At 43.2% G+C, this 23,888-nt stretch carries 21 protein-coding genes and 1 other annotated feature; of the genes, 17 read left to right on the forward strand and 4 right to left on the reverse strand.

Annotated features, from left to right (window positions below; translation table 11 throughout):
* Nucleotides 1-8: 8 nt before the first annotated feature.
* Nucleotides 9-117 (reverse strand) — a sequence feature (Phe leader region).
* An 86-nt stretch (nucleotides 118-203) separates the two neighbouring features.
* Nucleotides 204-545 carry a ribosome hibernation-promoting factor, HPF/YfiA family gene (gene hpf, locus DBZ36_RS09490; protein WP_120354708.1) on the reverse strand — a complete coding sequence of 114 codons (342 nt, stop codon included), beginning with the start codon at nucleotides 543-545 and terminating at the stop codon, nucleotides 204-206.
* Between the two features lie 367 nt (nucleotides 546-912).
* Here hpf and DBZ36_RS09495 point away from each other — a divergent pair, with 367 nt between their 5' ends.
* From DBZ36_RS09495 to DBZ36_RS09520, 6 genes are all read left to right on the forward strand, one after another.
* Nucleotides 913-3,105 (forward strand): putative bifunctional diguanylate cyclase/phosphodiesterase, encoded by a 2,193-nt coding sequence (locus DBZ36_RS09495; protein WP_120354709.1) that lies wholly within the window; start codon nucleotides 913-915, stop codon nucleotides 3,103-3,105.
* A 185-nt stretch (nucleotides 3,106-3,290) separates the two neighbouring features.
* On the forward strand, nucleotides 3,291-5,063 hold the full coding sequence (locus DBZ36_RS09500; protein WP_120354710.1) for an extracellular solute-binding protein: 1,773 nt from the start codon (nucleotides 3,291-3,293) through the stop codon (nucleotides 5,061-5,063).
* A 22-nt stretch (nucleotides 5,064-5,085) separates the two neighbouring features.
* Nucleotides 5,086-6,177 carry a microcin C ABC transporter permease YejB gene (locus tag DBZ36_RS09505; protein ID WP_120354711.1) on the forward strand — a complete coding sequence of 364 codons (1,092 nt, stop codon included), beginning with the start codon at nucleotides 5,086-5,088 and terminating at the stop codon, nucleotides 6,175-6,177.
* Nucleotide 6,178: 1 nt separating this feature from the next.
* Nucleotides 6,179-7,228, forward strand: a complete 1,050-nt coding sequence (locus DBZ36_RS09510) for an ABC transporter permease (protein ID WP_120354712.1) — start codon at nucleotides 6,179-6,181, stop codon at nucleotides 7,226-7,228.
* Nucleotides 7,229-7,230: 2 nt separating this feature from the next.
* Nucleotides 7,231-8,805, forward strand: coding sequence for an ABC transporter ATP-binding protein (locus DBZ36_RS09515; RefSeq protein ID WP_120354713.1), 1,575 nt, complete (start codon nucleotides 7,231-7,233; stop codon nucleotides 8,803-8,805).
* Between the two features lie 10 nt (nucleotides 8,806-8,815).
* On the forward strand, nucleotides 8,816-10,762 hold the full coding sequence (locus DBZ36_RS09520) for a transglycosylase SLT domain-containing protein (protein WP_120354714.1): 1,947 nt from the start codon (nucleotides 8,816-8,818) through the stop codon (nucleotides 10,760-10,762).
* On the opposite strand, the gene pdxH is transcribed toward DBZ36_RS09520, so the two are convergent.
* Entirely contained in the window at nucleotides 10,759-11,424 is a 666-nt protein-coding gene (pdxH, locus tag DBZ36_RS09525; RefSeq protein WP_120354715.1) for a pyridoxamine 5'-phosphate oxidase, read from the reverse strand. The genes DBZ36_RS09520 and pdxH overlap by 4 nt on opposite strands.
* Nucleotides 11,425-11,627: 203 nt before the next feature.
* On the opposite strand from pdxH, the gene DBZ36_RS09530 reads away from it, so the two are divergent.
* Nucleotides 11,628-12,635 (forward strand): LacI family DNA-binding transcriptional regulator, encoded by a 1,008-nt coding sequence (locus DBZ36_RS09530; protein WP_120354716.1) that lies wholly within the window; start codon nucleotides 11,628-11,630, stop codon nucleotides 12,633-12,635.
* Nucleotides 12,636-12,925: 290 nt separating this feature from the next.
* Nucleotides 12,926-13,531 carry a peroxiredoxin gene (locus DBZ36_RS09535; RefSeq protein ID WP_120354717.1) on the forward strand — a complete coding sequence of 202 codons (606 nt, stop codon included), beginning with the start codon at nucleotides 12,926-12,928 and terminating at the stop codon, nucleotides 13,529-13,531.
* A 74-nt stretch (nucleotides 13,532-13,605) separates the two neighbouring features.
* On the opposite strand, the gene DBZ36_RS09540 is transcribed toward DBZ36_RS09535, so the two are convergent.
* Nucleotides 13,606-14,073 (reverse strand): chemotaxis protein CheX, encoded by a 468-nt coding sequence (locus DBZ36_RS09540; RefSeq protein ID WP_120354718.1) that lies wholly within the window; start codon nucleotides 14,071-14,073, stop codon nucleotides 13,606-13,608.
* Between the two features lie 343 nt (nucleotides 14,074-14,416).
* Here DBZ36_RS09540 and DBZ36_RS09545 point away from each other — a divergent pair, with 343 nt between their 5' ends.
* Genes DBZ36_RS09545 through DBZ36_RS09555 form a run of 3 tightly spaced genes read left to right on the forward strand, consistent with a single transcriptional unit; the run spans nucleotide 14,417 to nucleotide 18,339 of the window.
* The gene (locus DBZ36_RS09545; protein WP_120354719.1) at nucleotides 14,417-15,406 is read left to right on the forward strand and encodes a LacI family DNA-binding transcriptional regulator; all 990 of its coding nucleotides are present in this window, start codon (nucleotides 14,417-14,419) and stop codon (nucleotides 15,404-15,406) included.
* A gap of 46 nt (nucleotides 15,407-15,452) precedes the next feature.
* A complete protein-coding gene (locus tag DBZ36_RS09550) occupies nucleotides 15,453-17,843 on the forward strand; it encodes a GH36-type glycosyl hydrolase domain-containing protein (RefSeq protein ID WP_120354720.1) in 2,391 nt (796 codons plus the stop codon).
* The gene (locus DBZ36_RS09555) at nucleotides 17,836-18,339 is read left to right on the forward strand and encodes a gluconokinase (RefSeq protein WP_120354721.1); all 504 of its coding nucleotides are present in this window, start codon (nucleotides 17,836-17,838) and stop codon (nucleotides 18,337-18,339) included. Before DBZ36_RS09550 ends, DBZ36_RS09555 begins: the two co-directional genes overlap by 8 nt.
* Before the next feature lie 30 nt (nucleotides 18,340-18,369).
* Here DBZ36_RS09555 and DBZ36_RS09560 read toward each other — a convergent pair whose 3' ends face one another.
* On the reverse strand, nucleotides 18,370-18,843 hold the full coding sequence (locus tag DBZ36_RS09560; RefSeq protein ID WP_120354722.1) for a YhcH/YjgK/YiaL family protein: 474 nt from the start codon (nucleotides 18,841-18,843) through the stop codon (nucleotides 18,370-18,372).
* A 183-nt stretch (nucleotides 18,844-19,026) separates the two neighbouring features.
* On the opposite strand from DBZ36_RS09560, the gene DBZ36_RS09565 reads away from it, so the two are divergent.
* The 6 genes from DBZ36_RS09565 to DBZ36_RS09590 all read left to right on the forward strand — a co-directional run bounded on the left by DBZ36_RS09565 (nucleotide 19,027) and on the right by DBZ36_RS09590 (nucleotide 23,293).
* Complete coding sequence (locus tag DBZ36_RS09565) at nucleotides 19,027-19,515, forward strand: HAD family hydrolase (RefSeq protein ID WP_120354723.1); 489 nt, start codon at nucleotides 19,027-19,029, stop codon at nucleotides 19,513-19,515.
* Between the two features lie 26 nt (nucleotides 19,516-19,541).
* Nucleotides 19,542-20,027 (forward strand): AAA family ATPase, encoded by a 486-nt coding sequence (locus DBZ36_RS09570; protein ID WP_120354724.1) that lies wholly within the window; start codon nucleotides 19,542-19,544, stop codon nucleotides 20,025-20,027.
* Between the two features lie 2 nt (nucleotides 20,028-20,029).
* Nucleotides 20,030-20,491 carry a DUF3465 domain-containing protein gene (locus DBZ36_RS09575; protein ID WP_120354725.1) on the forward strand — a complete coding sequence of 154 codons (462 nt, stop codon included), beginning with the start codon at nucleotides 20,030-20,032 and terminating at the stop codon, nucleotides 20,489-20,491.
* A 42-nt stretch (nucleotides 20,492-20,533) separates the two neighbouring features.
* Complete coding sequence (locus DBZ36_RS09580) at nucleotides 20,534-20,953, forward strand: DUF1801 domain-containing protein (protein ID WP_120354726.1); 420 nt, start codon at nucleotides 20,534-20,536, stop codon at nucleotides 20,951-20,953.
* A 64-nt stretch (nucleotides 20,954-21,017) separates the two neighbouring features.
* On the forward strand, nucleotides 21,018-21,785 hold the full coding sequence (locus DBZ36_RS09585) for a GNAT family N-acetyltransferase (RefSeq protein WP_199711821.1): 768 nt from the start codon (nucleotides 21,018-21,020) through the stop codon (nucleotides 21,783-21,785).
* 602 nt (nucleotides 21,786-22,387) lie between these two features.
* On the forward strand, nucleotides 22,388-23,293 hold the full coding sequence (locus DBZ36_RS09590) for a LysR family transcriptional regulator (RefSeq protein WP_120354728.1): 906 nt from the start codon (nucleotides 22,388-22,390) through the stop codon (nucleotides 23,291-23,293).
* Nucleotides 23,294-23,888: the final 595 nt, after the last annotated feature.

The following is a 23,888-nucleotide window of genomic DNA, read 5'->3' on the forward strand; positions in this document are numbered from 1 at the left end:
AAGTGGCTAAAAAAAAAGCCTCCAGTTAGGAGGCTTTGGGTTTAATTTCTTTTTAACACCAAGCCTCACCAATGAAGGTGTGTAAAAAAGAAAGTAAACACGAGCGAAAGATATATTTTCATAGTTACAAAATATGAATTGCCCACGTTGATGTCAAGTGAAACGTGGGCATTATCGCATTTAAAGTCATTTAAAAATGATATTTAGGCAATATCGGGCTCTAACTCGGGAGTCATCTGCTTTAAATCTCGATTGGCGCGATGATCATTGCTGCGCTGTTGATGCTTAAGAAGTTGTCGCTCTAGTTTATGAAACAAAGCGTTTACCGCGGGGCCAATGTCCTGATGCGCATCACTCGCAAACAGCTGCCCATTAGGTATACCTATCTTGGCTTCAATTTTTACTTTATCGGTGACGGTTGTGATGATGAATTGGGGGCTGATGAGAGGCACGTGTGACTTAGCAAGCTTGCTATAACGTTGCCGAATGTCTTCGCGAAGATGTTCAGAAATAGTAACCGTTTTACTGGCGATATCTATTTGCATATTTGCCCTCCTAATAGACTTGGTATGCACTTTCAGCTTAATCGTTTGGTCCCCAAATAAAGAGAACTAGATCACGTTTACCTTTAGAGCGTATCGGTTCAGATGAATTCTGTGATTAGGAACAAAGTAGTCATAGTTTAGTGACATAATTTCTTGCTCTTAGTGATTTTAATCGGCACATTTGAAGGGATAAAGCGGTCATTTTCGCAGCTTTTGTATAGATAATAGGCTTAAGCTCGCATATTTTACTAATTAAGCTTTAAATATTGCTCCAGCTATTGGATTTTGATGAATCAACTCTTATTCTGGTCATTGAATACCCTAATAGTAGATTTTGCATTGCCCGAAACTTATAAAAAGAGCCCTTATGCATGAGCTCTTAAGTTCACAAAGGAAGTCAGAACGTGTTGATAGTTCTCAGTTTTCAACACTGGAAACTGAGGCGGCGATTGCCCTAGCAACCGTTACCGGCCGAGCATTTTTTGAAAGCGGCTTATCTTTACTAAGCGACAGCTTTAAGTTTAGTCATGCAAGCTTGGTTAGGGTTGGCGAACATGGGCCTGGCGAACATTTTCATATTGCAACATGGGATGATGGAACCGGACAAATTGATCATTGTTACTCGCCAATTGATTTACTAAAACAGCTTCAAACCCAAGGTCAACACACTTACCAAAACTTACCGTCGCTTACTCCAGATGGAGCCCATCAGCAGTCGTTTTATGCATGGCGTTTAGATCCATTGTCAAGCAAGCTCAATGCCTTTATCTGTTTTAGTTTCAAACACTCCCAAGTGGACTATCAAGCATTATCTAATATTTTAGAGCTCTTTCGAGTGCGTTTTGGCAATGAGCTGCTTTCCATCCGAAATGAAGAGCACGTGCGGTGGTCTGAAGCGACATTCGAATCTAACTTAGGGATGGTGATCAGTGATCCATCACTGGTAATACGTCGCGTCAATCGTGCGTTTTTGAATCACTCCGGTTATCGTCTTGACGAGCTCATTGGCCGTCGACTTAACGACATATTTGAGGAACCTGAGGGTTACTTTTATGCGGCCCAGCATCAGAGTTCGGCTTTGCACCAGCAAAAACAACGACAACGAAAAAATGGTGAACTTTATACACAGTTAGAAACCATATCAGTACTACGTAACAAAAATGACGAGGTAAGCGAATACTTAGTTAATTGTCAGGATATCAGTGCCCGTTTGATTCGTGACAAGCAAATCGAAAACTTAGCGTTTTTTGATGAGCTAACCGGCCTCCCAAATCGCAGGAAGTTACAAGAAGAGCTGATAACTGGATTTACTCGAGCGCGAAACGAAAAGTTTATCGGTGCCTTGCTGTTTGTCGACTTAGACCATTTTAAAAATATCAATGACTCCTTAGGACATGCCGCTGGCGATTGGGTGTTACGTGAAGTAGCCAAGCGTTTAAAGCTTCTTTCTCGACAAGGTGATGTGTTAGCTCGTTTAGGTGGCGATGAGTTTGTGATTATGTTGGCTAACTTAGGAGACAGCCCACCACATGCAGAGCTGCAGGCTGGCGCTGTATCTAAGCGACTCATCGAAAAGCTTTCAGCACCTTATCCTTTTGAAGGCCAGTCCTTGCATATTGGAGCCAGTGTTGGCGTATCATTATTTCCTGGAAAAGGGCAAACCGCAGAGGATCTTCTAAAACAAGCTGATACTGCCATGTATCAGGCGAAATCTGCAGGGCGTAGAACAGTTATCTTTTTTGACGAGCGTATGCAACGTCAAGCTGACAAACGTTTGAAAATGAATAACGATCTTCGAAATGCCTTAAATAACCAAGAGCTGATGCTTTATTTTCAACCGCAGCATCTGGTAAGTAAAGGCAGTTTGATTGGTGCAGAGGCGCTAGTTAGGTGGAAGCCTGAGGGGAAAAACATTGTATCTCCGGACCAGTTTATTCCCATGGCAGAAGAAAGCGATCTCATTATAGATATTGGGATGTGGGTGTTAGACCAAAGCTTTATGTACATGGCCAAGTGGCAAGAAATGGGACTGACCTTGCCTGAATTATCAGTTAACGTGAGTGCCAAACAGTTTCACCATCCTGATTTTGTCGAACAAGTCGAAGAAATCATGAACCGCTATTCGCTTGAAACGGCTCGATTCAATTTAGAAATTACCGAGTCAGTAGTTTTGGGGCATGCAGAAGAAACCGTGCGTAAGATGGAACAACTCAAGGAAGCGGGACTTCGATTTACTATTGATGATTTTGGGGCTGGTTATTCCTCTTTGTCATATCTTAAAAAATTGCCAGTTGATGAGCTTAAAATTGATCGTAGTTTCATTTGTAATATTCCGCGTGATACCAGAGATATGGCTATTGTTGAAGCGGTTCTCGCGATCGCAAGGCACCTTGGTTACACAGTAACCGCGGAAGGGGTTGAAACACCGCAGCAACTTGAATTCTTACGCAAGCAGGAATGCAGCTTTTATCAGGGGTATTTAGCCAGTAAACCCTTACCCGCCGATGCTATGGCTCGCTATATTGCCAAGTATCAAAAACAAAACCGCCTCTCTTTTTAGCGAAGTCTTAGCGAGTAGCGCAGACTGTCCTGCCTCAAAACGCTCGATTTCGACGCTATTTTAAGCATCTATTAACCTTTCTTAGATAAATAACGGTGCTTTAGCTATTACAAGGCTTATCTTTTTCTCCTGAGTCGGTTATAACTTAGGTAATCATTTCGATTCATCGATAAGGGACCTTTGCTATGCTGCGTATCATTACACTTATTTGGATTGTTTTTAGTGTTAATGCACAAGCGCAAGATTATGTTCGTAGCCATGCTATAGCCATGCATGGGGCTCCGCAATATAGTGCGGACTTTGAGCATTTTGCTTATGTAAACCCTAATGCGCCAAAGCAAGGCGATGTGACATTTGCTAGCATTGGCACCTTTGATACTTTTAATGGTTTTGTCGTCAAAGGTACTCCAGCAGCAGGCGTCGGACTTGTCTACGATAGTTTAATGACGAGTAATAGCGATGAACCTTTTACCTACTATGGCTTATTAGCCCAAACCATCGATTTAGCCAACGATAATACTTGGGTGCGTTTCAATCTTCACCCCGATGCAAAGTTCCAAGACGGAATGCCGGTTACCGCGCAAGATGTTGAATTTAGCTTTAATACTTTACTTGAAAATGGCACGCCGTTTTATCGCTCCTATTATGGTGGAATAAGCTCCATCGAGGTCGAGTCGGATCGCAGTATTCGATTCAATTTCGAGAATGGTGACAACCGAGAACTCCCATTGATTTTGGGCCAGTTGCTAATACTACCTAAACATTTCTGGCAAGAACGGGACTTTACTAAGGCTGACCTTACGATACCAATGGGTTCAGGTGCCTACACTTTAAAAAGCTTTGATGCGGGTCGTAGTGTGACTTATGAGTTGGACCCCAACTACTGGGGAGCAAAGCTGCCGGTGAATCTCGGTCAAAACAATATTAAAACCTTAAATTACGAATATTACCTCGATTCATCAGTGGCTCTTGAAGCATTTAAAGCTGGCCGAATCGATTTTCGCTTAGAAAATAGCTCTAAAAACTGGGCGACAGCCTATACCGGTCCACAATTTGAAGATGGTCGGGTAATACGCGAGGAAATCGCAAACCTTAACCCACAAGGCATGCAAGGCTACGTTTTCAACACACGTAAAGACAAATTTAGTGATATTCGGGTTCGCGAAGCAATCTCCTTATTGTTTGATTTCGAATGGACCAACGACCAATTGTTTTATGGTGCTTATAAACGAACCAATAGTTTTTTTGCCGCCTCTGAACTTGCTTCCTCAGGGTTACCTGAAGGACGTGAGCTAAAGCTGTTGGAAGCCTATCAAGACCAGTTACCCGAGCAACTATTCACCCAGCCTTTTGAAGTCAACCGCACCTCAGGTGATGGCACTATTCGTAAAGAAATGCGTGAAGCTTTGCGCTTATTTAAAGAAGCTGGCTGGGCCTTAGATAAGGGTAAATTGCTTAATGCCGAGGGTGAGCAATTCGAAATTGAATTCTTGATTCGGGATAAAAGTTCAGAGCGTATCGTACTTCCTTTTACTCGAAACCTTCAAAAAGTGGGTATAAAAACCGAAGTTCGCTTGGTTGATATTTCGCAGTTTATTAATCGAATTCAAAGCTATGACTTCGATATGATGACGTATGTGTTCGCGCAGAGTAATTCTCCGGGCAACGAACAACGTGAGTTTTGGGGCAGCTTGGTCGCAGACAAACCCGGAAGTCGCAACTTAATTGGTATTAAGAGTCCGGTTGTTGATGCGCTTATAGAAGAACTAATCCATTCTGATGATCGCGAGCAGCTGGTTCAAGCCACTCGTGCCTTAGACCGAGTGTTGCTGTGGGGACATTACGTTGTACCGCAATTCCACCTCAATACATGGCGGGTTGCTTACTGGGGTAAGCTAAAACGCCCGGAAAACAGCGCAAAGTACAATATCGAGTTAAACAGTTGGTGGGTTGAATAGTTTAGACTGGAATCGAGCTTAAGTGGCGCACTATATTCTCAGACGTTTATTGTTGATGATCCCAACTCTGTTAGGGATCATGACCTTAAACTTTATCATTATTCAATCGGCGCCTGGTGGCCCGGTTGATCAAGCCTTGGCTAAGTTGCAAGGCTATTCGACATCTAGCTTGCAGCGAGTTGATGCGGGGGCTAGCAGCGAAGTTTCGTCCTCAAGCAGTGACAATAGCACTAGTAAATATCGAGGTGCGCAAGGGATGCCTGCGGAGCTAATCGATGAACTCGAGCAGCTTTATGGATTTGACAAACCCTTGCATGAACGTTATTTCAGCATGCTTTGGAATTACTTACGTTTTGATTTTGGCGATAGCTTTTATCGGGAACGTTCTGTTATCGACCTTATCTTAGATAAAATGCCAGTCTCCATTTCACTAGGTCTATGGACGACATTATTGGTCTATGGCATATCAATTCCTTTAGGAATTAAAAAAGCAGTTCGTCATGGCAGCCGCTTTGATGTGTGGAGTTCAACCATTGTCACTATTGGTTTTGCCATCCCTAACTTTCTTTTTGCGATCCTACTAATCGTGGTGTTTGCTGGAGGCAGCTACTTTAGTTGGTTTCCACTAAGAGGCCTCGTTTCAAGTAACTTCGACCAATTAAGTTTGGGCGAGCAAATCATAGACTACTTTTGGCATTTAGCCTTGCCAGTCACAGCAATGGTGATTAGTAGTTTTGCTACGTTAACCATGCTAACCAAAAACTCGTTTCTTGATGAAGTTAATAAACAATATGTATTAACCGCTAGGGCCAAAGGATTAAGCGAAAATAGAGTGTTGTACGGGCACGTATTTCGTAATGCCATGTTGCTGGTCATTTCGGGATTACCCGCAACCCTTATTAGCATCTTTTTAACCGGCTCGTTTCTTATTGAAGTGATTTTTTCGCTAGATGGGCTTGGATTACTTGGATTTGAATCGGTTGTTAATCGAGATTACCCGGTTGTTTTTGGGACGCTGTACATGTCGACTCTGCTAGGACTAGTACTTAAGCTCATTAGTGACTTGACCTATACATTTATCGATCCGCGTATCGATTTTGAGAGCCGAGCTTAATATGGGCTTAGTGACACAGTGGCAGAAAATTAGAAAAAATCCGCTTAATCAACGACGCTGGACGCAGTTTAAAAATAACCGTCGCGGTTATTATAGCCTGTGGATCTTTTGCATCATGTTTGGTCTGAGTTTATTTGCTGAGTTTATTGCCAATGACCAACCCGTAGTCGTCCGTTACCAATCTCAATGGCACTTTCCAGTGTTGTTTGATTATAGCGAGCTGGATTACGGCGGTGATTTTGAAATAGCAGCCGATTATCGAGATCCTTACATTCAAGATCTGATAAATGCTGAGGGCTCTATTTACTGGCCTTTGGTTAGGTTTAGCTTCGACACCATCAACTTTGATTTAAAACAACCAGCACCGTCTCCACCAAGTCGTGTCAATATTTTAGGTACTGACGATCAAGGGCGCGACGTGTTCGCTCGACTTCTTTATGGATTTAGAATTTCGGTATTATTTTCCTTGGTATTGAGTATAGCCTCGTCGATTATTGGAGTGACAGTTGGTGCAATTCAAGGTTACTTTGGTGGAAAAGTTGATTTAATTGGCCAGCGTTTTATTGAGATCTGGTCCGGCATGCCACAAATGTTTTTGCTGATCATTCTTGCCAGTTTAGTCCAGCCCCATTTTTGGTGGTTGCTGGGAATTATGTTGATGTTTAGTTGGATGTCTTTGGTGGATGTGGTGCGAGCTGAATTTTTACGTGGTCGCAACTTGGAGTACGTCAAAGCTGCTCGAGCTCTGGGACTGACGGATAGCAGTATTATGCGAAAACATATTCTTCCAAATGCCATGATTGCGACCATGACTTTCCTACCGTTTATTTTTATCGGAGGTCTAACAGCATTAACGGGTCTGGATTACTTAGGTTTTGGTCTGCCCCCAGGCTCTCCATCCTTAGGAGAGCTAGTAGCTCAAGGTAAGAATAACCTGCAAGCACCTTGGCTGGGGTTGACTGCGTTCTTTTCTTTATCGGTTATGTTAGTGCTATTGGTTTTTATTGGTGAAGCAGCTCGCGATGCCTTTGACCCCAGAGGGAGGTACTAAACATGGCGCTTTTCACTGTTAATGATCTTCAGATTGGATTTGGTGACACTCAAGTCGTAAACAACATTAGCTTTGAAATTGAAGCTGGTGAAGTACTTGCGTTGGTTGGTGAAAGTGGGTCAGGAAAGTCTGTTAGTGCTTTATCAATATTGTCGCTGCTCGGCGAAGGATCTTGGGTAAAGGGAGATATCTACTTAGAGCAAAAACAGTTATTAAATCAACCGCAACAGATACTACAAGCGCTGCGTGGTAATCAGATTGGAATGGTTTTTCAAGAACCTCTAACCTCGCTAAACCCTTTGCATACGGTGCAAAAACAAATTAATGAAGTGCTATTTTTGCACCGCGGTTTAAACCCCGCCCAAGCTCGTGTCCGCTGCGTTGAATTACTCGAACTGGTTGGAATTGAGAACCCACAGCAACGCCTAAATAGTTACCCGCATGAGCTCAGTGGTGGCCAACGACAACGGGTTATGATTGCGATGGCCTTAGCCAATGAGCCCAAATTGTTGATTGCTGATGAACCAACAACCGCACTAGATGTCACCATTCAACAACAAATCCTAAACTTGCTGGATGAGTTAAGACGTAAATTAGGCATGGCAATATTGCTCATCAGTCATGATCTGAATATTGTTCGAAACTATGCTGACCGAGTTGCGGTAATGCAAAATGGCCACATTGTTGAACAGGGTGAGGTTAAGCACATTTTTGAATCGCCCCAAGAAGCGTATACACAAATGTTGATTAATGCGGTACCTAAGCCTAGTAACTTACCCGCAGTATCGGGGCCAACGGTTTTGCAGGCGCTAGATTTGAAAGTTTGGTTTCCATTGAAAACTGGATTTTTTAAGCGGACTAGCGCCTATATAAAAGCGGTGGATGGCGTAAGTTTAGAACTTAAGCGTGGTGAAACACTTGGCATTGTCGGAGAGAGCGGTAGTGGCAAAAGTACCTTAGCCTTGGCTTTATTAAAATTGCAACGTTCGAAGGGGAACATTGTTTATCATGGCGAGAATATCGAATCACTGACTCAAAACCAAATGCGCCCGCTGCGTAAAAATTTGCAAATTGTATTTCAAGATCCCTTCGCCAGCTTAAGCCCTCGAATGTCGGTCATGGAAATCATTAGCGAGGGTCTACAGCTACATTTTAATCTAACCGCAGCACAGGTTGAGCAACGGGTCTGTGAAGTACTCAATGAAGTTGGCCTCGATGTACAAAGTCGTTTTCGTTATCCGCATGAGTTTTCTGGTGGTCAACGTCAACGTATTGCGATTGCGCGTGCTATCGTGCTAAAGCCTAAAATTATTGTCCTAGATGAACCTACTTCAGCCCTAGACCGAAGTGTACAACAGCAACTTTTAGAACTACTGCGTGATTTGCAACTTCAACATAATTTAAGCTTTTTATTTATTAGCCATGACTTAGCCGTTATTCGGGCGTTAGCTCATCGAGTTATGGTTATGAAACAAGGACAAGTGGTCGAGCAAGGTGAAACAGAGCAGGTGTTTCGCCAGCCACAACAGTCTTATACTCGTGCTTTGATTGAAGCAGCAATGCTTGAACAAGCCTAAAGGAAACCGAATGAAACAAGCCCTAATCGGACTTATCGTAGTATGTTCTACAAGCATGGCTTTAGGGGTAAATGCATCTTCAAATTTAGACGCCCAGCGTACGCATTACCAACAAGCTTTAGCCAAGCAGCAACAAAAAGATTGGCAAGGATTCGAACAGCAGCGAAAATTGGCTGGCGCTTACCCTTTAAAATCCTACTTAGATTATCAACATTTAAGTGCTTTTTGGGCGCAAAGTAGCGACCAAGAGGTACTAAGCTTTCTGAGCACAAATCAAGCATCGCATCTTAACAATAGAATTCAACGACGATATTTATTGCGCTTGGCTGGGCAACAGCGTTGGGCCGATATGCTCGAAGCGTATCCGCAAAAACCCAACAATGTTGATCTGCAATGTTATTACCATTATGCGCAATTGAAGACGGGGCAAGCCGAGCAAGCGTGGCTTGGTGCTAAAGAGCTATGGGCTTATGGCAAGTCACGTCCTAAAGCCTGTGATGGCCTTTTCAAAGCTTGGAATGATGCAGGGCAGCGAAGCTCGGACGATGTATGGCAAAGGATGTTATTAGCGTTCAAAGCCCGTGAAAAGGGCTTGATGGATTATTTGGGTCGCCAATTGCCAAGCGCTAAACAAGCGCAGGTTAAAGCTTTGCAAAGCGCCTACGCAGTACAAACGAATTATTTGAAAAGTGTGAGCAAAATAGACTCAGACTGGCAGGCAGAGTTAGTTGACCGAAGTTTGCAACGTTTAGCTTGGGTTAAACTAGACTCGGCCTATGAGCAGTGGCAGCGTTTATATCCTAGTTACAAAGCCTATCCCGAGCTTGCTGATGCGAGTGCCCAGCAGTTGATTCGAGCTGCGATTAGTTCTAAACAGAGTTATCGTTTGAAATGGGCTGACCAACTAATAGAACTCTACCCGAATGATAATAGTATCGAACGCCGTTTACGCTTAAGTGTTGAACAGCAAAATTGGGCTCAGATCCGCACTTGGTATCCGTTATTGTCTGATACTGCTCAGCAAATAGAACGTTGGCGTTTTTGGTACGCGTGGAGTCTCAATCAACAAAATGCCAACTCAGAACCAGCGGCAAAAATCCTTTTATTGTTAGCTCAAGAGCGAAGTTATTATGGTTTCTTAGCCTCTGATACCTTAGGCAGCCCCTATCAACTAAGAGCACAACGTCATCAGGTTGATAGTGAGCGCCAACAGTTGCTTGTAGAAAGTGATGATTTTAAACGCGTACAAGAGTTGCAGTGGCAAGGGCAGGCTGAAGATGCGCGAGCTGAATGGCGAAACTTACTCTCGCCCTTGGATAAGGATCAACGCCTAGATCTTGGTGAAGCAGCCCTTGAGCGTGGATGGGATGACTTAGCCGTACAATCCTCAATCATCGGTAAGTATTGGGACCAGCTTGAGCTGCGTTTCCCATATGCCTTTCAAAACGAGTTCACGAAATACTCAAAACAGCGTCAACTTCCAGAGTCGCTGCTGATGGCGGTTGCCCGCCAAGAGAGCGCCATGTATTCCAAGGCTTATAGCAGTGCGGGTGCTAGAGGACTGATGCAATTAATGCCTGCAACAGCGAAAGAAACTGCGCGTAAAAATGCCATCGATTACAACAGCCGTAGCCAGCTCTACGAAGCAGAAACCAATATTGGCTTAGGCAGTGCCTATTTAAAGGAATTGATGCAGCGCTATAAGGGAAATCGAATCCTGTCCGCTGCTGCTTATAACGCCGGACCTCATCGAGTGCAACGGTGGTTGGCTGAGCGCGGTAATGTTCCCGGACCGGTTTGGGTCGAAACCATTCCTTTCCATGAAACGAGAGGCTATGTGCAAAGTGTGTTGGCTTATCAAATAATTTACTCAAGACGCGACGACAAACTACCGCCGCTGATGAGTGAAGCTGAAAAAGCCAATCAGTACCAAAGCCGTTACTTAAGTGGAGGCTAAGGACTAAGTCGCTCTACTTGCCATGCTGTTTGCGGCTGTTCTCGATGATATCGAAAACGGTCGTGCAGACGGCTGGCCTTGCCTTGCCAAAATTCAATGCTATCTGGAACAATACGGTATCCGCCCCAAAATTCAGGGTAAGGTATTTCATTACCAACCTGAGCAAACTTATCTTGGTAGTATTTGAATTGCGCTTCAAGTTCTTCTCTATTAGCCAGAACTTTGCTCTGGTGACTTGCCCAAGCGCCAATTCGGCTGCCTTTCGCTCGTGAATCAAAATAGGCTTTTGACTCTTCAACGCTGACTCGTTCAACGCGCCCCTCGATGCGAACTTGGCGCTGCAAGATATTCCAATGAAAATTTAAACTAGCAAAGCCATTTTGCTCCAAATCTTGAGCTTTTCTACTTTGGTAGTTAGTAAAGAAAACGAAACCGTGAGTATCAAAATCTTTAAGTAATACCATGCGCGAAGACGGTCTGCCTTGGGAGCTGACCGAACTGATGTTCATCGACTCGGGCAAAATAATGCCAGAGTCTTTAGCTGCTTCTAGCCAAGTGTCGAAGAGCTCAAAAGGGTCTTCTTGCCCTGTGGGCTCAGGAAGCTCAAGTAAAACCCCTTGGCCTAAAGTAATAGCACAGCGGATTTTTTGAAAAATTGACATGATATTTTTCTACTAACAATATGAATTTGGCTATTGTAAACCGAGAGCAGCTAAAACAATAGCTGACAAATACTTTGTAAAGCGTTGGTTAGTGCGGAATAACTACTTTTCCAAAGCTCAAATTGGTAATATTGGTGCATGCACCGTTATCCTTAGACAGTTTTTGTCTTGGTTTCTAAATCCATTCTCCTGGAGAACAGCAATTGGCTACAATTAAAGACGTTTCTCAGCTAGCAAATGTATCGATATCAACGGTATCGCGCGTGATCAATGATACCGCGCAAGTAGCACCCGAAAAGCGTGAGGCTGTGCTTAAGGCGATGGAAGAGCTTAGTTACCGGCCTAACAGTTTTGCTCAAGCTTTGGTGAGTAAACGTTCTGACTGCATAGGATTAGTGGTTGGTGATTTAGGTGGTGGACCATTTTTCATGCAAATGATGAAAGGTATCGAAGAAGTAGTCGATGGAGCCAACAAATACACTATGGTCATGACTGGACATCACGAAGCCGATAAAGAGCGCCATGCTATCGATATTTTGCTTCAGCGCCAATGCGATGCTTTGATCGTACATGCAATGGCAATGACTGACGACGAGCTTTGTGAGATCGCAAGTGGTGACACTCCTTTTGTATTTATTAATCGCTTGGTGCCAGGTTTTGAAGACCGCTGCGTATTTATTGATAATCAAGAAGGTGCCCGTGTTGCAGTCGCGTACTTGATCGAACAAGGCCATAGCAATATTGCGATGATTAGCTCTGATGACTTAGACTTTGTTGATGCTATTGAGAGAGAAAAGGGCTATCGACAAGCGTTAGAAGAGGCCGGCATTGTCTTTGATCCTTCGCTAATTTTCAGAGCCTTTCCAAACGAGCTTGGTGGCAGTTTTGCCGGACAACACTTGCTTGAGCAACGACCTGATGTGACAGCAGCCTTTGGATTCAACGATAGTATGATTGCCGGTGCATTATCTACTTTTCGAGACTTTAAAGTCAGCAGCCCAGAGCAAATTGCAGTGGTTGGTTTTGATGACAACCATTATGCCAAGTTTACCTTTCCGCGCTTGACCACGATTCGTTATCCAATCGAAGAAATGGGAGGCCGCGCAGCCCAGCAAGCACTCGATCTCTTTGCTTTGAAGAATACCGATGAAAGTGTATCTACGGATGGTCTTTGTTTTAAACCAGAACTAATAAAACGCGAATCAGCTTAGCTTTGATATAAACCCTGGCTGGTTTTTGAGCTGCCGAAGAAGTTTAAAATTGAGTGCTAGTTGATTTTTGAACTAGCGACAAGCAGTTGCTATGCTTGATTCGTTTACTAGTATTGATTCAAGGGTTGATATGAAGCCAAAACGTGACTCTTAATTAATACTACGTATTGAATTGGTATTTTTTGATAGGTATAGCCAATCATACTGATTGAAATTGCCGATTCGATAAATGCGTCGATTTGTCGCATTATTGTGTCGTTGAAAATATCCCTAACACAGAGGAAAAGGAAATGAGCGTACTTGTAGGTCGTCCCGCACCAGATTTTACTGCAGCAGCTGTTCTTGGAAATGGAGAAATCGTAGATAGCTTCACTCTAAGCGAAAAAATTAAAGGCAAAGCAGCAGTTATCTTTTTCTATCCATTAGATTTCACTTTCGTATGTCCTTCTGAGTTGATCGCATTCGATCACCGTTTTGCTGATTTCCAAGAGCGCGGCGTTGAGGTTATCGGTGTTTCAATCGATTCTCAGTTTAGCCACAATGCATGGCGCAACACAGCAATTGAAGATGGTGGTATTGGTCAAGTTCAATACCCATTGATTGCTGACGTTAAACACGAAATTTGTAAAGCATACGATGTTGAGCATCCTTCAGATGGTGTTGCTTTCCGTGGTTCGTTCTTAGTTGATAAAGAAGGCCTAGTTCGTCACCAAGTTGTCAACGATCTACCTTTAGGTCGTAACATCGACGAAATGCTACGTATGGTTGATGCCCTTCAATTCCATGAGCAACACGGCGAAGTTTGCCCAGCACAATGGGAAAAAGGTAAAGAAGGCATGGACGCGACTCCTGGTGGCGTTGCAAAGTACCTAGCTAAGAATGCTGAAGATCTATAAGAACTAGCAAGTAGATAGTAAAAAAGCGACGTTAGTCGCTTTTTTTATGCCTGTTGAAAAGTAAAAATTAAGACTTACGAGCTTTCAAAACAAATCTCAATTGTTGCATTCCCATGCTCAGAGCTAAAAGGCAGCATGATTTTTGGACTCTCTGTTGAATGGGTTATGGTATGTGACGGTCCTGAAACCACAATTGGAGTTGCCATACCAAAATCATGACCTGCTTCTGCTAATAATCGCTTCGCACCACCGGTAACCATATTTGTGATTTCACCCACCATATCAGTGACCTCTTCATCAATCTGTGAAGGTGCTTCACCAAGCATGCGTTTCATAATTTCCAAGGCCAAGCTTTGGTCAAAGCTAATCGAAAACGACCCTTTTAATTCCGGCCCCACCATGCCAATCAAACCTGATACGTCACCACGTGCACGCTCGTCCTTTTTCAAACGAGGTTTTTCAGGTTTTAGCTGCAATTGAGCCATAGTCCCCAACACATTTTGAAGCGACGTTAAAAATGGGTTGATAAAAGCGGCGTCCATATAAATTCTCGTTTGTCTTGAGTTAGTGGTGAATAATAATTGCCATCGAATTCAATGATCAAGCTTTTTCGATAATTAGTGGAGTTAGGGGGGTGTTTACTCAATGAAATAGCGTAAAACGTTTAACAAATAAGCAGTGCGTAGGGGGGAATAATTCTTATTTTTTGGCGAATTAGTTTTGTGGCTTATTAACTGCGAAAAAACGATATCGTATGGAACTGAATTATATTTATTTGGAACCGGTTCCATTATTGGGTGAAGTCACTTGACCTTTGGGCAGCACTTTGTGACATTCCCAATTAGCACAGTGATAATTGTTATTTTGTCTCGATACGGGAAAGCAATGGCCACCATTAAAGATGTTGCAAAATTAGCCAACGTAGGCGTAGGTACGGTATCGCGTTATATGTCTGGAGGCTCGGTTTCGGAGAAGCGCGCTGCCGCAATAAAACAAGCGATGTTAAATTTGGAATATCGACCAAATAGCATGGCGCGTTCTCTGTCTCGACAACGTTCCGATCTGATTGGCGTGTATCTGCCTTCTTTATCGGGTCCTTTTTACCACAAAATTTTACGCGCAATTGAAACGCAACTTCGAGAGCAGGGCAAGCACCTTATTTTGGCCAATGCCGAAGGTTCTCTAAACGATGAGCAACAGCTTGCGCATCTAGAGTACCTGCTTGAGCGCGATTGTGACGCCGTACTCATGGCTTGCCCTAGTGTGAGTGACAACGCTTTGTTAGCCACTATTGATAAACATCCAAACGTAGTACTGATTAATCGAGAGCTTAAGGGTTATGCGGATAAATGCTTTAGTGTTGACCATTATTTAGGCGGTAAAATAGCGGCACAAAATTTAGTTCGCTTGGGTCATCGTAGTTTTGCGATGGTTACAGGCCGATTAAGTGCCCAAGATGCTCAGCGCCGCCAGCAAGGATTCATCGAGACTCTAATTGAACTAGGCTGTTCCATTGACTCAGATCTCGTTATTGAGGGCTCGTTTAATTATGAACCCGGCGCCAAAGCTATTAAATCTATTCTGAAGCAGCGCTCGCGATTTAGTGCTTTGTTTTGCGGCAATGACAAGCTTGCGCAAGTGGCATTAAGCCAGCTCTATGATCTGGATCTCGGTGTGCCTTCTGACATGGCCGTTGTGGGCTATGACGATGTGGACTTTTGCGCTTATACAGCACCTGCACTAAGTACGATTCATATCCCCATCGAAGCAATGGCGACAGCCGCCTGTCGTAAAGTTCTTAATTCAGCTTACGGTTTGGATATGGCATTCGAGACTCAATTCCAACCGGAGTTTATACAACGCAGCAGTACTTAGTTTGATTCAATTCTAAGTAATTCTCTTTTTTAAAACAGGAAACCGCATGGCTCAGTACATTGAACAAGGCAAACGTTTTCAGCTTAACAGTCCAAGCTTAGCGCCAAATAGTGCCGCATATCTTTGGAACCGAAAGATGATGTTGCATATGAACTGCCGCGGATATGCGGTAAGCCAGTATATGGACCCTGAGCCAAGAAAGTACGCCCATGTACCTACGCTGGCCGCGGTAAGTTTTATGCAGCCTGAGCAGCCTTACTTCGCTCACCATCCCGGCCGGTTTTTCTATATTAGAGACAATCAAAGTGGTGAAATGTTTTCGGCTCCCTACGCTCCGATGAATAGAGAGCTCGATTTATTTAGTTTTGAACCAGGGACGAGTGATATTCGTTGGAAAGTTCAATGCCTTGGACTTGAACTAATTATTAGCCTAGGCCTCAGCGATACCGATGTGGTTGAACGTTGGAGTGTTGATCTCATTAATCTTGGCGAAAGTGAACGCGATATTTCTTTGATTCCGTATTTTCCGGTGGGCTACTCATCATGGATGAATATGGGAGGTAGCTTTGATCCAGAACTAAACGCAATTCTTTGTACCTGCATTACTCCCTATCAAAAAGTTGATGACTATTTTAAGAATGCTCACCTCAAAGATATGACTTACTTGTGCGCCGATAGGAAGGTTGATTTCTTTGAAGTTTCGCAGCCAGTATTTGAAGGGGAGGGAGGCTTACATGCGCCCTCAAGTTTAGCGAATCGCGCCAATCTCGGATGTGGCGATGCAATTTATGAAATGCCAACATGTTGTATGCAGTTTTGTATCAAACTCCAAGCTTATGAATCACAAAACACCCAGCTCATTTTTGGCCCAGCTAAAGACGCAGCCGAAGTTGCACGCATGCGCAAGCGTTACTTGCTTAGCGATACCCAACAGCGCAATTTAGAGTATAAGCAGTACGTTGAGAGAGGCAAAGGCTGCTTAGAAATTGAAAGCCCAGATAGCGATTTTGACAGCTTTGTTAACCATTGGCTACCCCGTCAAGTTTATTATCACGGCGACAGTAACCGTCTCAGTACCGATCCCCAAACCCGAAACTATCTTCAGGACGCAATGGGGATGGCATATGTAGATGATGGGCTAACTAAAACCGCTATTTTGACCGCTCTTGCTCAGCAAAAAGACGATGGCGAAATGCCCGACGGCATTTTATTAAGTGCTGAGGCAGAGCTTAAATACATCAACCAAGTACCACATACTGATCATTCAGTATGGTTGTGTATCATTATGACTTCCTATCTCAATGAAACTGGTGATTCTAGTTTGTTAGAACATCAGCTTAAGTGGTCAAATAACGATGTTAGCGATAGCGTTTTTGAGCATATTAGTCGTGCTATGAACTACTTGATTGGCGCTGTCGATGAGCGGGGGTTGCCCTATATAGCTCAAGGTGATTGGTGTGATCCTATGAATATGGTGGGCTACCAAGGTAAAGGGGTTTCAGCTTGGTTAACGGAAGCTATTTCTTACGCCTTGCAATTGTGGGCTGATATTTGTGAACAGCATCAACGTGATGACTTGGCTGTTTACTACCAAGAACAAGCGGGTATCTTCAATCAACGCTTAAATCAGCATTTTTGGCATAACAACTGGTTTGGCCGTGGTATTACCGATGCAGGAACTTTGTTTGGTATTGATTCAGATCCGGAAGGCAAAATTTTTCTGAACGCGCAAAGTTGGGCACTGTTGTGTAAAGCGACTAATACCGAACAACAACAGCAAATACTTGCAGCTATAGACGAACGTTTAGAGACTCCGTATGGAGTCATGATGTTTGCACCAGCATTTACAGCGATGCGCGACGATATTGGGCGAGTAACTCAAAAATGGCCAGGTAGCGCCGAAAATGGTTCTGTCTACAATCATGCGGCAGCATTTTACGCAGCATCATTGTTTGCTATTGATGAGCCTGACCGCGCATTTTCAACGCTCCGTCGCATGTTAAGCTCCTGCAACGAAACTGACATTAAACGCCGAGATCAATTACCTGTTTATATTCCAAATTACTATCGTGGCGCCTATTATCAGCACCCGCGGACCGCTGGTCGTTCTAGTAATTTGTTTAACACCGGTTCGGGAGCCTGGTTTTACCAGCTTACAATCGAAAAAATGTTTGGGTTACAGGGCTGTAAAGACGGCTTACTGATAAAGCCGCAATTGCCTAGCCATTGGTCACAAGCCAAGGCAAAGCGAGAATTTAGAGGCGCAGAATTTAGTGTGACATACCAACGCTCTGCCGATATAAACGCTATGCAAGTATTTGTAAATGACGAACACTTAGACATGCCATGTATTCAAAATATTGAGCGAGGGATGCGCTATAAAGTGCTGGTCAAACTACCTTTAAGTTCTTTGGTTACGGAAACACAAGATGGCTAAGGTTTATGTAGTTATGGGCGTTTCCGGTTGTGGCAAGTCGAGCGTGGGAGCCGCCCTTGCCGAACGTTTAACGGCAAATTTTGTGGACGGAGACGACTTGCATCCGCCTGCCAATATAGAAAAAATGAGCCAAGGCTTAGCTTTAAATGATAGTGACAGGCAACCGTGGTTAGAACAAATTCGATTGCTTGCCCATCAAGTGTTGAATCATAGTAAGCCAATGGTCATTGTATGCTCCGCGCTAAAACTCGCTTATCGAGATTTGTTACGCCAGCAGAATGACCACCTTGCATTTATTTTTTTGCAGGGCAGTCAGGCCTTGATAGAACAACGACACAGGGCTCGACATAATCACTTTATGCCGACTCAGCTATTACAAAGTCAATTTGATACCTTGGAAACCCCAGAACCAAATGAAGCGCGCGTGTTTGCTATCGATATAGATACTGATTTTGATACGCTGGTGGAGCGCTGTGAAAAGGCCGTCCAGCTTTAAGACGGCCTTAGAGATTGATTGTAGTTGTTTTTAAATGAAAAGGTCTTGGTGTATCTTCACCACCGCTTTGCGGATTTGCTTACCTTGTTTATCAAAATGGCAACCTGGGCGGTGCATTTCGTTATCAAAAAACACTGCAAAGTCACCGCCTTTGAGTTCAACAAAACGTTCGTCATTGATAGTGTCAGTAAAGGCCACATCGTGAGCCTCTAATTTGTCTTCACTAACGCTCTCACTGCGTTCTTGGTTGGAAAAACCGAGATATTCATGGCCTTCAAGACAAACTTGAATATCACTGTACTTCGCGTGAAACTCAGGACGGCATTGCTCAGCATCTTTGCTGTCGATGGTCATCAACATCACAAATAACTGGTCGCCTTCAATGGCATATTTGCCATCGTCTTTACCATCGCTCAACAGTTGTTGTACGGCTGTAAGGCCACGTTGTAGACAGGGGTGTAAGCGTTTAACATGCTGAGAATTGTTGATGTTGCCGGTAATCATTATTGTCACTCCAAGTTTGGCTTGTATTTTGAAAGCTGCTTAGCTTACAAGTCTAACTTTTATTCTAAGTGTGAAAAATGACACAGCGCAGATATCAAGATATTTGTAGGGCAATAATACAAGTGCGACATTTGTTTACCAAATTAACTAAACTGCTTAGTCGCGGATATAGGAACCAAGGTTATGGAACGAGATCTGGTAACAGAAAAAACTTACCTCTTCGATTGGGGGGATACATTAATGCGCGACTTTAGTGACCAGGCTGGAAAAATGTGTGACTGGCAGAAGCTTGAAGCAATGCCTAACGCACAAAAAGCCTTAGCCAGTTTGTCGCAAGCCAGCCAAATTTATGTGGCGACAGGGGCTCAGCAATCTACGCCGAAAGAAATTGAACGTGCTTTCGAACGAGTCGGCTTAGCTAAGTATATTAGTGGCTATTATTGCCCTGCAAACTTAGCGCTACAAAAAGGGGATGCGGGATTTTTACCAGCTATTTTGTCCAAGATAAATCAACCTGCTGAAAACTGCTGCATGGTAGGAGATAACTGGGAGCGGGATATAGTGCCGGCGCTGGAAATCGGCATGCAAACGATTTGGTATCAATCTGAAAGTCCGAGTTTAATGCATGAAACCGTGCGCTGCATTAAAAATCTTAAAGACTTGATTGAGTAATCGTTAGCGAACAAGCGAGCACAGCAATGAGCGTAAAAGTGTATGCCATATGTGGGTTTATCGGATCGGGTAAAACCACCTTAGCGAATCAAATTGCAGAGCATCAGCGTGCGTATCGATTTTCTATTGATGAATGGATGATCCCACTGTTCGGTGAACACATGCCTCGAGAGCAGTTTGACAGTCGCTTGGCATGCTTGAGTACATTGTTCGATAACGCCGCGTTGGATCTTTTGAAACTGGGTGTTTCGGTTATCTTTGATTATGGTTTTTGGGCTTTTCGAGACCGAGAGCGCCTAAGGTCTTGGGCTAAGCAACACCAACTGGATCTTGAAATAGTTTACTTAGATGTAAGCTTTGAGCGTTGCTGTCAGCAAGCTAAAGCGCGCAATCAGTTAAACTCCGACTTGAGCTATCAAATGAGCGACGAAATGCTTGCGATGTTTTGGCATCAGTTTGAAGTTCCCAAGTCGACCGAACATCTCGTTTCAGTGATATCATCGAAGGAATAGACATGCGTAAAAATTCAATCCTTCCTATTATACTAATTGCATTTATAGGGCTTGCTACACAGTTACTGTATAGAGATCCGGCAATTGTGTCATCTGCCGGAATCGTTCAAACCGCCGCTAGTAAACATTATATCGATACAACGATTGAACAGGCTTTTAAGCAAAAACGAAGCGAAGTTCAAGTCACCGGAAGTGGAACGGTTATAACGATACTTAGTGATGACTTAAAGGGCAGTCGACATCAACGGTTTATTTTAGAGTTGGAAACTGGCTTAACAGTGCTGGTTGCACATAATATAGATTTAGCCCCGCGAATAGAAAAGCTAAGTGTTGGGGATACGGTGCGCTACTACGGACAGTATGAATGGAACGACAAGGGTGGGGTTTTACATTGGACGCATCATGATCCAAATCAGAAACACTATCATGGTTGGTTGCGCCATAATGGCAAAACCTATCAATAGGCGCATCGGTCTAATAAGGTTGATAACTGACTAGGAGCAAATATGGCGCAACTTAAAACCAGACCAAATGGTGGAAACGTGCAAGCTTTTATTGCAAATGTTGCACACGAGCAGCGCCGTGCTGATGCTGAAGTATTGTTAACATTGTTCCTAAAAGTAAGCCAACGACCGGCTGTAATGTGGGGCGATTCAATCATTGGCTTTGGTCGTTACGAATACAGCAATCAACGTGGAAAACATAGTTGGTTGTTAACCGGTTTTTCGCCGCGTAAGCAGAACACCACGATCTATATCATGCAGGGATTCGAGCTGTTTTCTTCTGAAATTGCGCGTTTGGGCAAAGTAAAAACAGCGCGATCATGCCTATATATAAACCGACTCGAAAACATAGATATGCAAGTGTTAGAGCAACTGCTAAAAAAAGCAGTGATTGACATGCGTCATCGCTATACCTGTTATTAACATATGTCAGTCGCTTTGCTCTCTAGTATGACTCCTTGTATTCCGTTTAGAATGAGGAATGAAGATGAGCTACCTAACTTTGGACTCAACGAATATCACAGCCGAACACATATGCTGCGCAATATCTGATAAGAAGTGCGCGCAAAGCTATGCGGCGAAAAAACAATGGCTTTCACAGTCCTTTGCACATGATTACGTATTTAGCCGGCTCGATGAGCGAGCAAAAGTGTTCATTGAGTATGGCCCCGCAGAGACGGCTTGGCAGCCTATAGATGCAGACAACTACTTAGCTTTAGGTTGTTTTTGGGTTTCAGGTAAGTATAAACAGCAAGGGCATGGTAAAGCCTTATTGGCCCAAGCAATTCATGCTGCTAAGGCGCAAGATAAGCATGGTCTTGTGGCCATAGTAGGGCGCAAAAAATTTCATTTTAGTAGCGATACCAAGTGGCTACTCAAACAAGGCTTTGTCGAAGTTGACGCGCTGGAGTCTGGTTTTGTGCTATTGGCGTATGCCTTCGATAATAATGCACCAACCCCTAGCTTTCTTAAACATCTTCACACCGCCAAGCTACCCTCGCAAGGGTGCGTTGTTTACTACTCCAATCGCTGCCCGTTTAGCGAGTATCACGTACAAAATTCCTTAGTCGAAAGCTGTCGAAACCGTCAGATTGAACTTACAGTGATTAAGCTTGAGAGTAACGAGCAAGCAATGCTTAGCCCTGCTCCAAGTAGCATCTTTAGTTTGTTTTATGAGGGTAGATTTGTGACTACCGATATTAGCGCCTGCATGGATAGCCGCTTTGATAAAATTGTGCTTAATATGAAGTCTTAATTGCCAATACTAACTAAATTATGCAGCCATAAACTTTAAGATTAACCGCGCACAAAAAGAATCATTGCCATCATCGTAGGGTCAAACTTGAGGACTCTACAGCGTGATAATTTCAATGCTACTAATTAGTTGGTCGTTATTAGTCGTATATAGAATTGCTTGAATCACGAATAAAACCCCGTTACTAGTTGACCTAATGACACCATTTTTGACGTTGAGGCAAGGGTTTGGAGTCGACTAGGCTGATCTAACAAATAGTAGGATTGGTAAAATATGGCGTTCTTTTCAGCCAAGCTAAGATAACAATCTTGCTGTAGCTTGATCACGAATGTCTACAAGTCCCTTATATTACTATAACCGGCGTTCTCGTTCTCCTCTGTCTGCTTCTATGTCTGTTGAAGTTGTTCGACTCATTCTCTTTTGCAGCGTGTATCCTCATGCTCATTAGACGCTGATTTTCACAAATGCCCTCTATTCAACAGTTTTACTAAAACGGTTTTACCACGATTAAAAAATCGTATTAACCCCATTTAATATACGTCATGATAGGTAGACAGATTTGAGAGCGTGATTAAATTCATAACAGAGCGACTGGGGGAATTATGAAATTCAGCTTGGAGCAACTGCAAGCGTTTGTGTATGTGTATGAGCAACGATCTTTTAGTAAAGCCGCTATTAAGTTAGAAAGACACAGAACGACAGTGGGGCAAGTGATCGCCAATTTAGAAGATATAGTGGCCGTCGATCTATTTGAGAGAACCCCTCGATGGGTAGAGCCAACAGAAGAAGCGCATCTCCTGTATCACTATGCCAAGCAAACGCTATCTCAAGCAGGGGCATTTGATAAAATTGCGTTGAGCCTTGCTTATGGTGGTTTGGAATCGGTGACCATCGCTTACAGTAGCTTTATTCCTTTAGGTGGTATTGCTTCGATTCGAGAACAACTTGCACTAGATTATCCAAATATGAAAGTGAATTTATTGGTAAGAAGCCAAGCAGAAATTCGTGCAGGATTGGAAGACGAAACGATTCATTTTGCGATTGTTAATACTCATAACGGTAGTGCTGTGAGTAACATTGATTATACGATGTTAGGCGATATTTCATTTGTCCCGTACGTAGCCAAATCAAATGAGATAGTTTCCCTCCCAGCGGATGAACAATATTTAGCTTTGAAAGAATCCAGACAATTTATATTAAAATCGTTTTTGGACGAGGATATGCATAAACGCGTTATTCTCTCGGCAAATTATGAGGTGGTTGATCAATTTGCAATGGCAATCAAGTTAAGTCAAATGGACTTGGGATGGACTCTGTTACCTAAAAACAGCAGCTCGATCGATTATATAGCGAATAATCTGATAAGGGTCGACTGTAAGAAAATTGAGAGTGGTATCTCAATACCACTCTCACTATGGAATTTACAGTCTAAACCTATATTAGAGATAAAAAAATCTATCAATAATGCGATTAATCTCTATCTTAAAAAAAGTTCTGCTGACAGGTAAACGGTCATAGCAATTGTATTGGCGTTGCTGTTAGTCATGTACCCACCAAAAGTGGGAACTTCACAATAGTAGTCGCTTTCAATAATATTTAGTTACTGCGCAGCGAGTTGCTCTATCAGGTCGAACTTTTACAACGCGCTCGTTATTTGAAACTATGAATTCTCCATTCGCCATTAACCTTTATTTGGTTATGACCAGTTGAAATAACACGGATTAACAACGTTTGCTTTACTGTTAATTTTGCCCAAACCGAAAATCAAAATATCAGCATTGGCACCAATTTGTATCCGTCCATCTTTTTCATTTGCGGCACAACATCGCGCAAAATATTAGCCGAAATAGGGGGGCATCTTGAGATAGCTTCGAGGCGTGAAATTTTTGTACGCTCTTGTGCCCATTCCCCGATATAACGCGCAATTCTTGAGCTGCAGTGGATGAAATCATCATCAATACAACATGTGAAAGACAAGCCTCAATATTCAGGCAGGGTGTAAAGAAAGCAAGCCAAAATATGCTTGAAACGAAGCATCATTTCGGACCTGTTCTATCTTGGCTTCTATTACAAACAACCAGCGTTCTAACCTGAACCTGCGCA

Source organism: Alginatibacterium sediminis (assembly GCF_003610775.1).
In the GTDB taxonomy this organism is placed as follows: domain Bacteria; phylum Pseudomonadota; class Gammaproteobacteria; order Enterobacterales; family Celerinatantimonadaceae; genus Alginatibacterium; species Alginatibacterium sediminis.

Excerpts from the sequence above, each read along its gene's own strand:
- DBZ36_RS09495 (WP_120354709.1), top strand. The coding sequence starts at position 913 with ATGCATGAGCTCTTAAGTTCACAAAGGAAGTCAGAACGTGTTGATAGT.
- DBZ36_RS09520 (WP_120354714.1), top strand. The coding sequence starts at position 8,816 with ATGAAACAAGCCCTAATCGGACTTATCGTAGTATGTTCTACAAGCATG.
- DBZ36_RS09575 (WP_120354725.1), top strand. The coding sequence starts at position 20,030 with ATGCGTAAAAATTCAATCCTTCCTATTATACTAATTGCATTTATAGGG.
- hpf (WP_120354708.1), bottom strand. The coding sequence starts at position 545 with ATGCAAATAGATATCGCCAGTAAAACGGTTACTATTTCTGAACATCTT.
- DBZ36_RS09580 (WP_120354726.1), top strand. The coding sequence starts at position 20,534 with ATGGCGCAACTTAAAACCAGACCAAATGGTGGAAACGTGCAAGCTTTT.
- DBZ36_RS09585 (WP_199711821.1), top strand. The coding sequence starts at position 21,018 with ATGAGCTACCTAACTTTGGACTCAACGAATATCACAGCCGAACACATA.
- DBZ36_RS09570 (WP_120354724.1), top strand. The coding sequence starts at position 19,542 with ATGAGCGTAAAAGTGTATGCCATATGTGGGTTTATCGGATCGGGTAAA.
- DBZ36_RS09565 (WP_120354723.1), top strand. The coding sequence starts at position 19,027 with ATGGAACGAGATCTGGTAACAGAAAAAACTTACCTCTTCGATTGGGGG.
- DBZ36_RS09535 (WP_120354717.1), top strand. The coding sequence starts at position 12,926 with ATGAGCGTACTTGTAGGTCGTCCCGCACCAGATTTTACTGCAGCAGCT.
- DBZ36_RS09545 (WP_120354719.1), top strand. The coding sequence starts at position 14,417 with ATGGCCACCATTAAAGATGTTGCAAAATTAGCCAACGTAGGCGTAGGT.
- DBZ36_RS09590 (WP_120354728.1), top strand. The coding sequence starts at position 22,388 with ATGAAATTCAGCTTGGAGCAACTGCAAGCGTTTGTGTATGTGTATGAG.
- DBZ36_RS09515 (WP_120354713.1), top strand. The coding sequence starts at position 7,231 with ATGGCGCTTTTCACTGTTAATGATCTTCAGATTGGATTTGGTGACACT.
- DBZ36_RS09540 (WP_120354718.1), bottom strand. The coding sequence starts at position 14,073 with ATGGACGCCGCTTTTATCAACCCATTTTTAACGTCGCTTCAAAATGTG.
- DBZ36_RS09500 (WP_120354710.1), top strand. The coding sequence starts at position 3,291 with ATGCTGCGTATCATTACACTTATTTGGATTGTTTTTAGTGTTAATGCA.
- DBZ36_RS09510 (WP_120354712.1), top strand. The coding sequence starts at position 6,179 with ATGGGCTTAGTGACACAGTGGCAGAAAATTAGAAAAAATCCGCTTAAT.
- DBZ36_RS09560 (WP_120354722.1), bottom strand. The coding sequence starts at position 18,843 with ATGATTACCGGCAACATCAACAATTCTCAGCATGTTAAACGCTTACAC.
- DBZ36_RS09550 (WP_120354720.1), top strand. The coding sequence starts at position 15,453 with ATGGCTCAGTACATTGAACAAGGCAAACGTTTTCAGCTTAACAGTCCA.
- DBZ36_RS09555 (WP_120354721.1), top strand. The coding sequence starts at position 17,836 with ATGGCTAAGGTTTATGTAGTTATGGGCGTTTCCGGTTGTGGCAAGTCG.
- pdxH (WP_120354715.1), bottom strand. The coding sequence starts at position 11,424 with ATGTCAATTTTTCAAAAAATCCGCTGTGCTATTACTTTAGGCCAAGGG.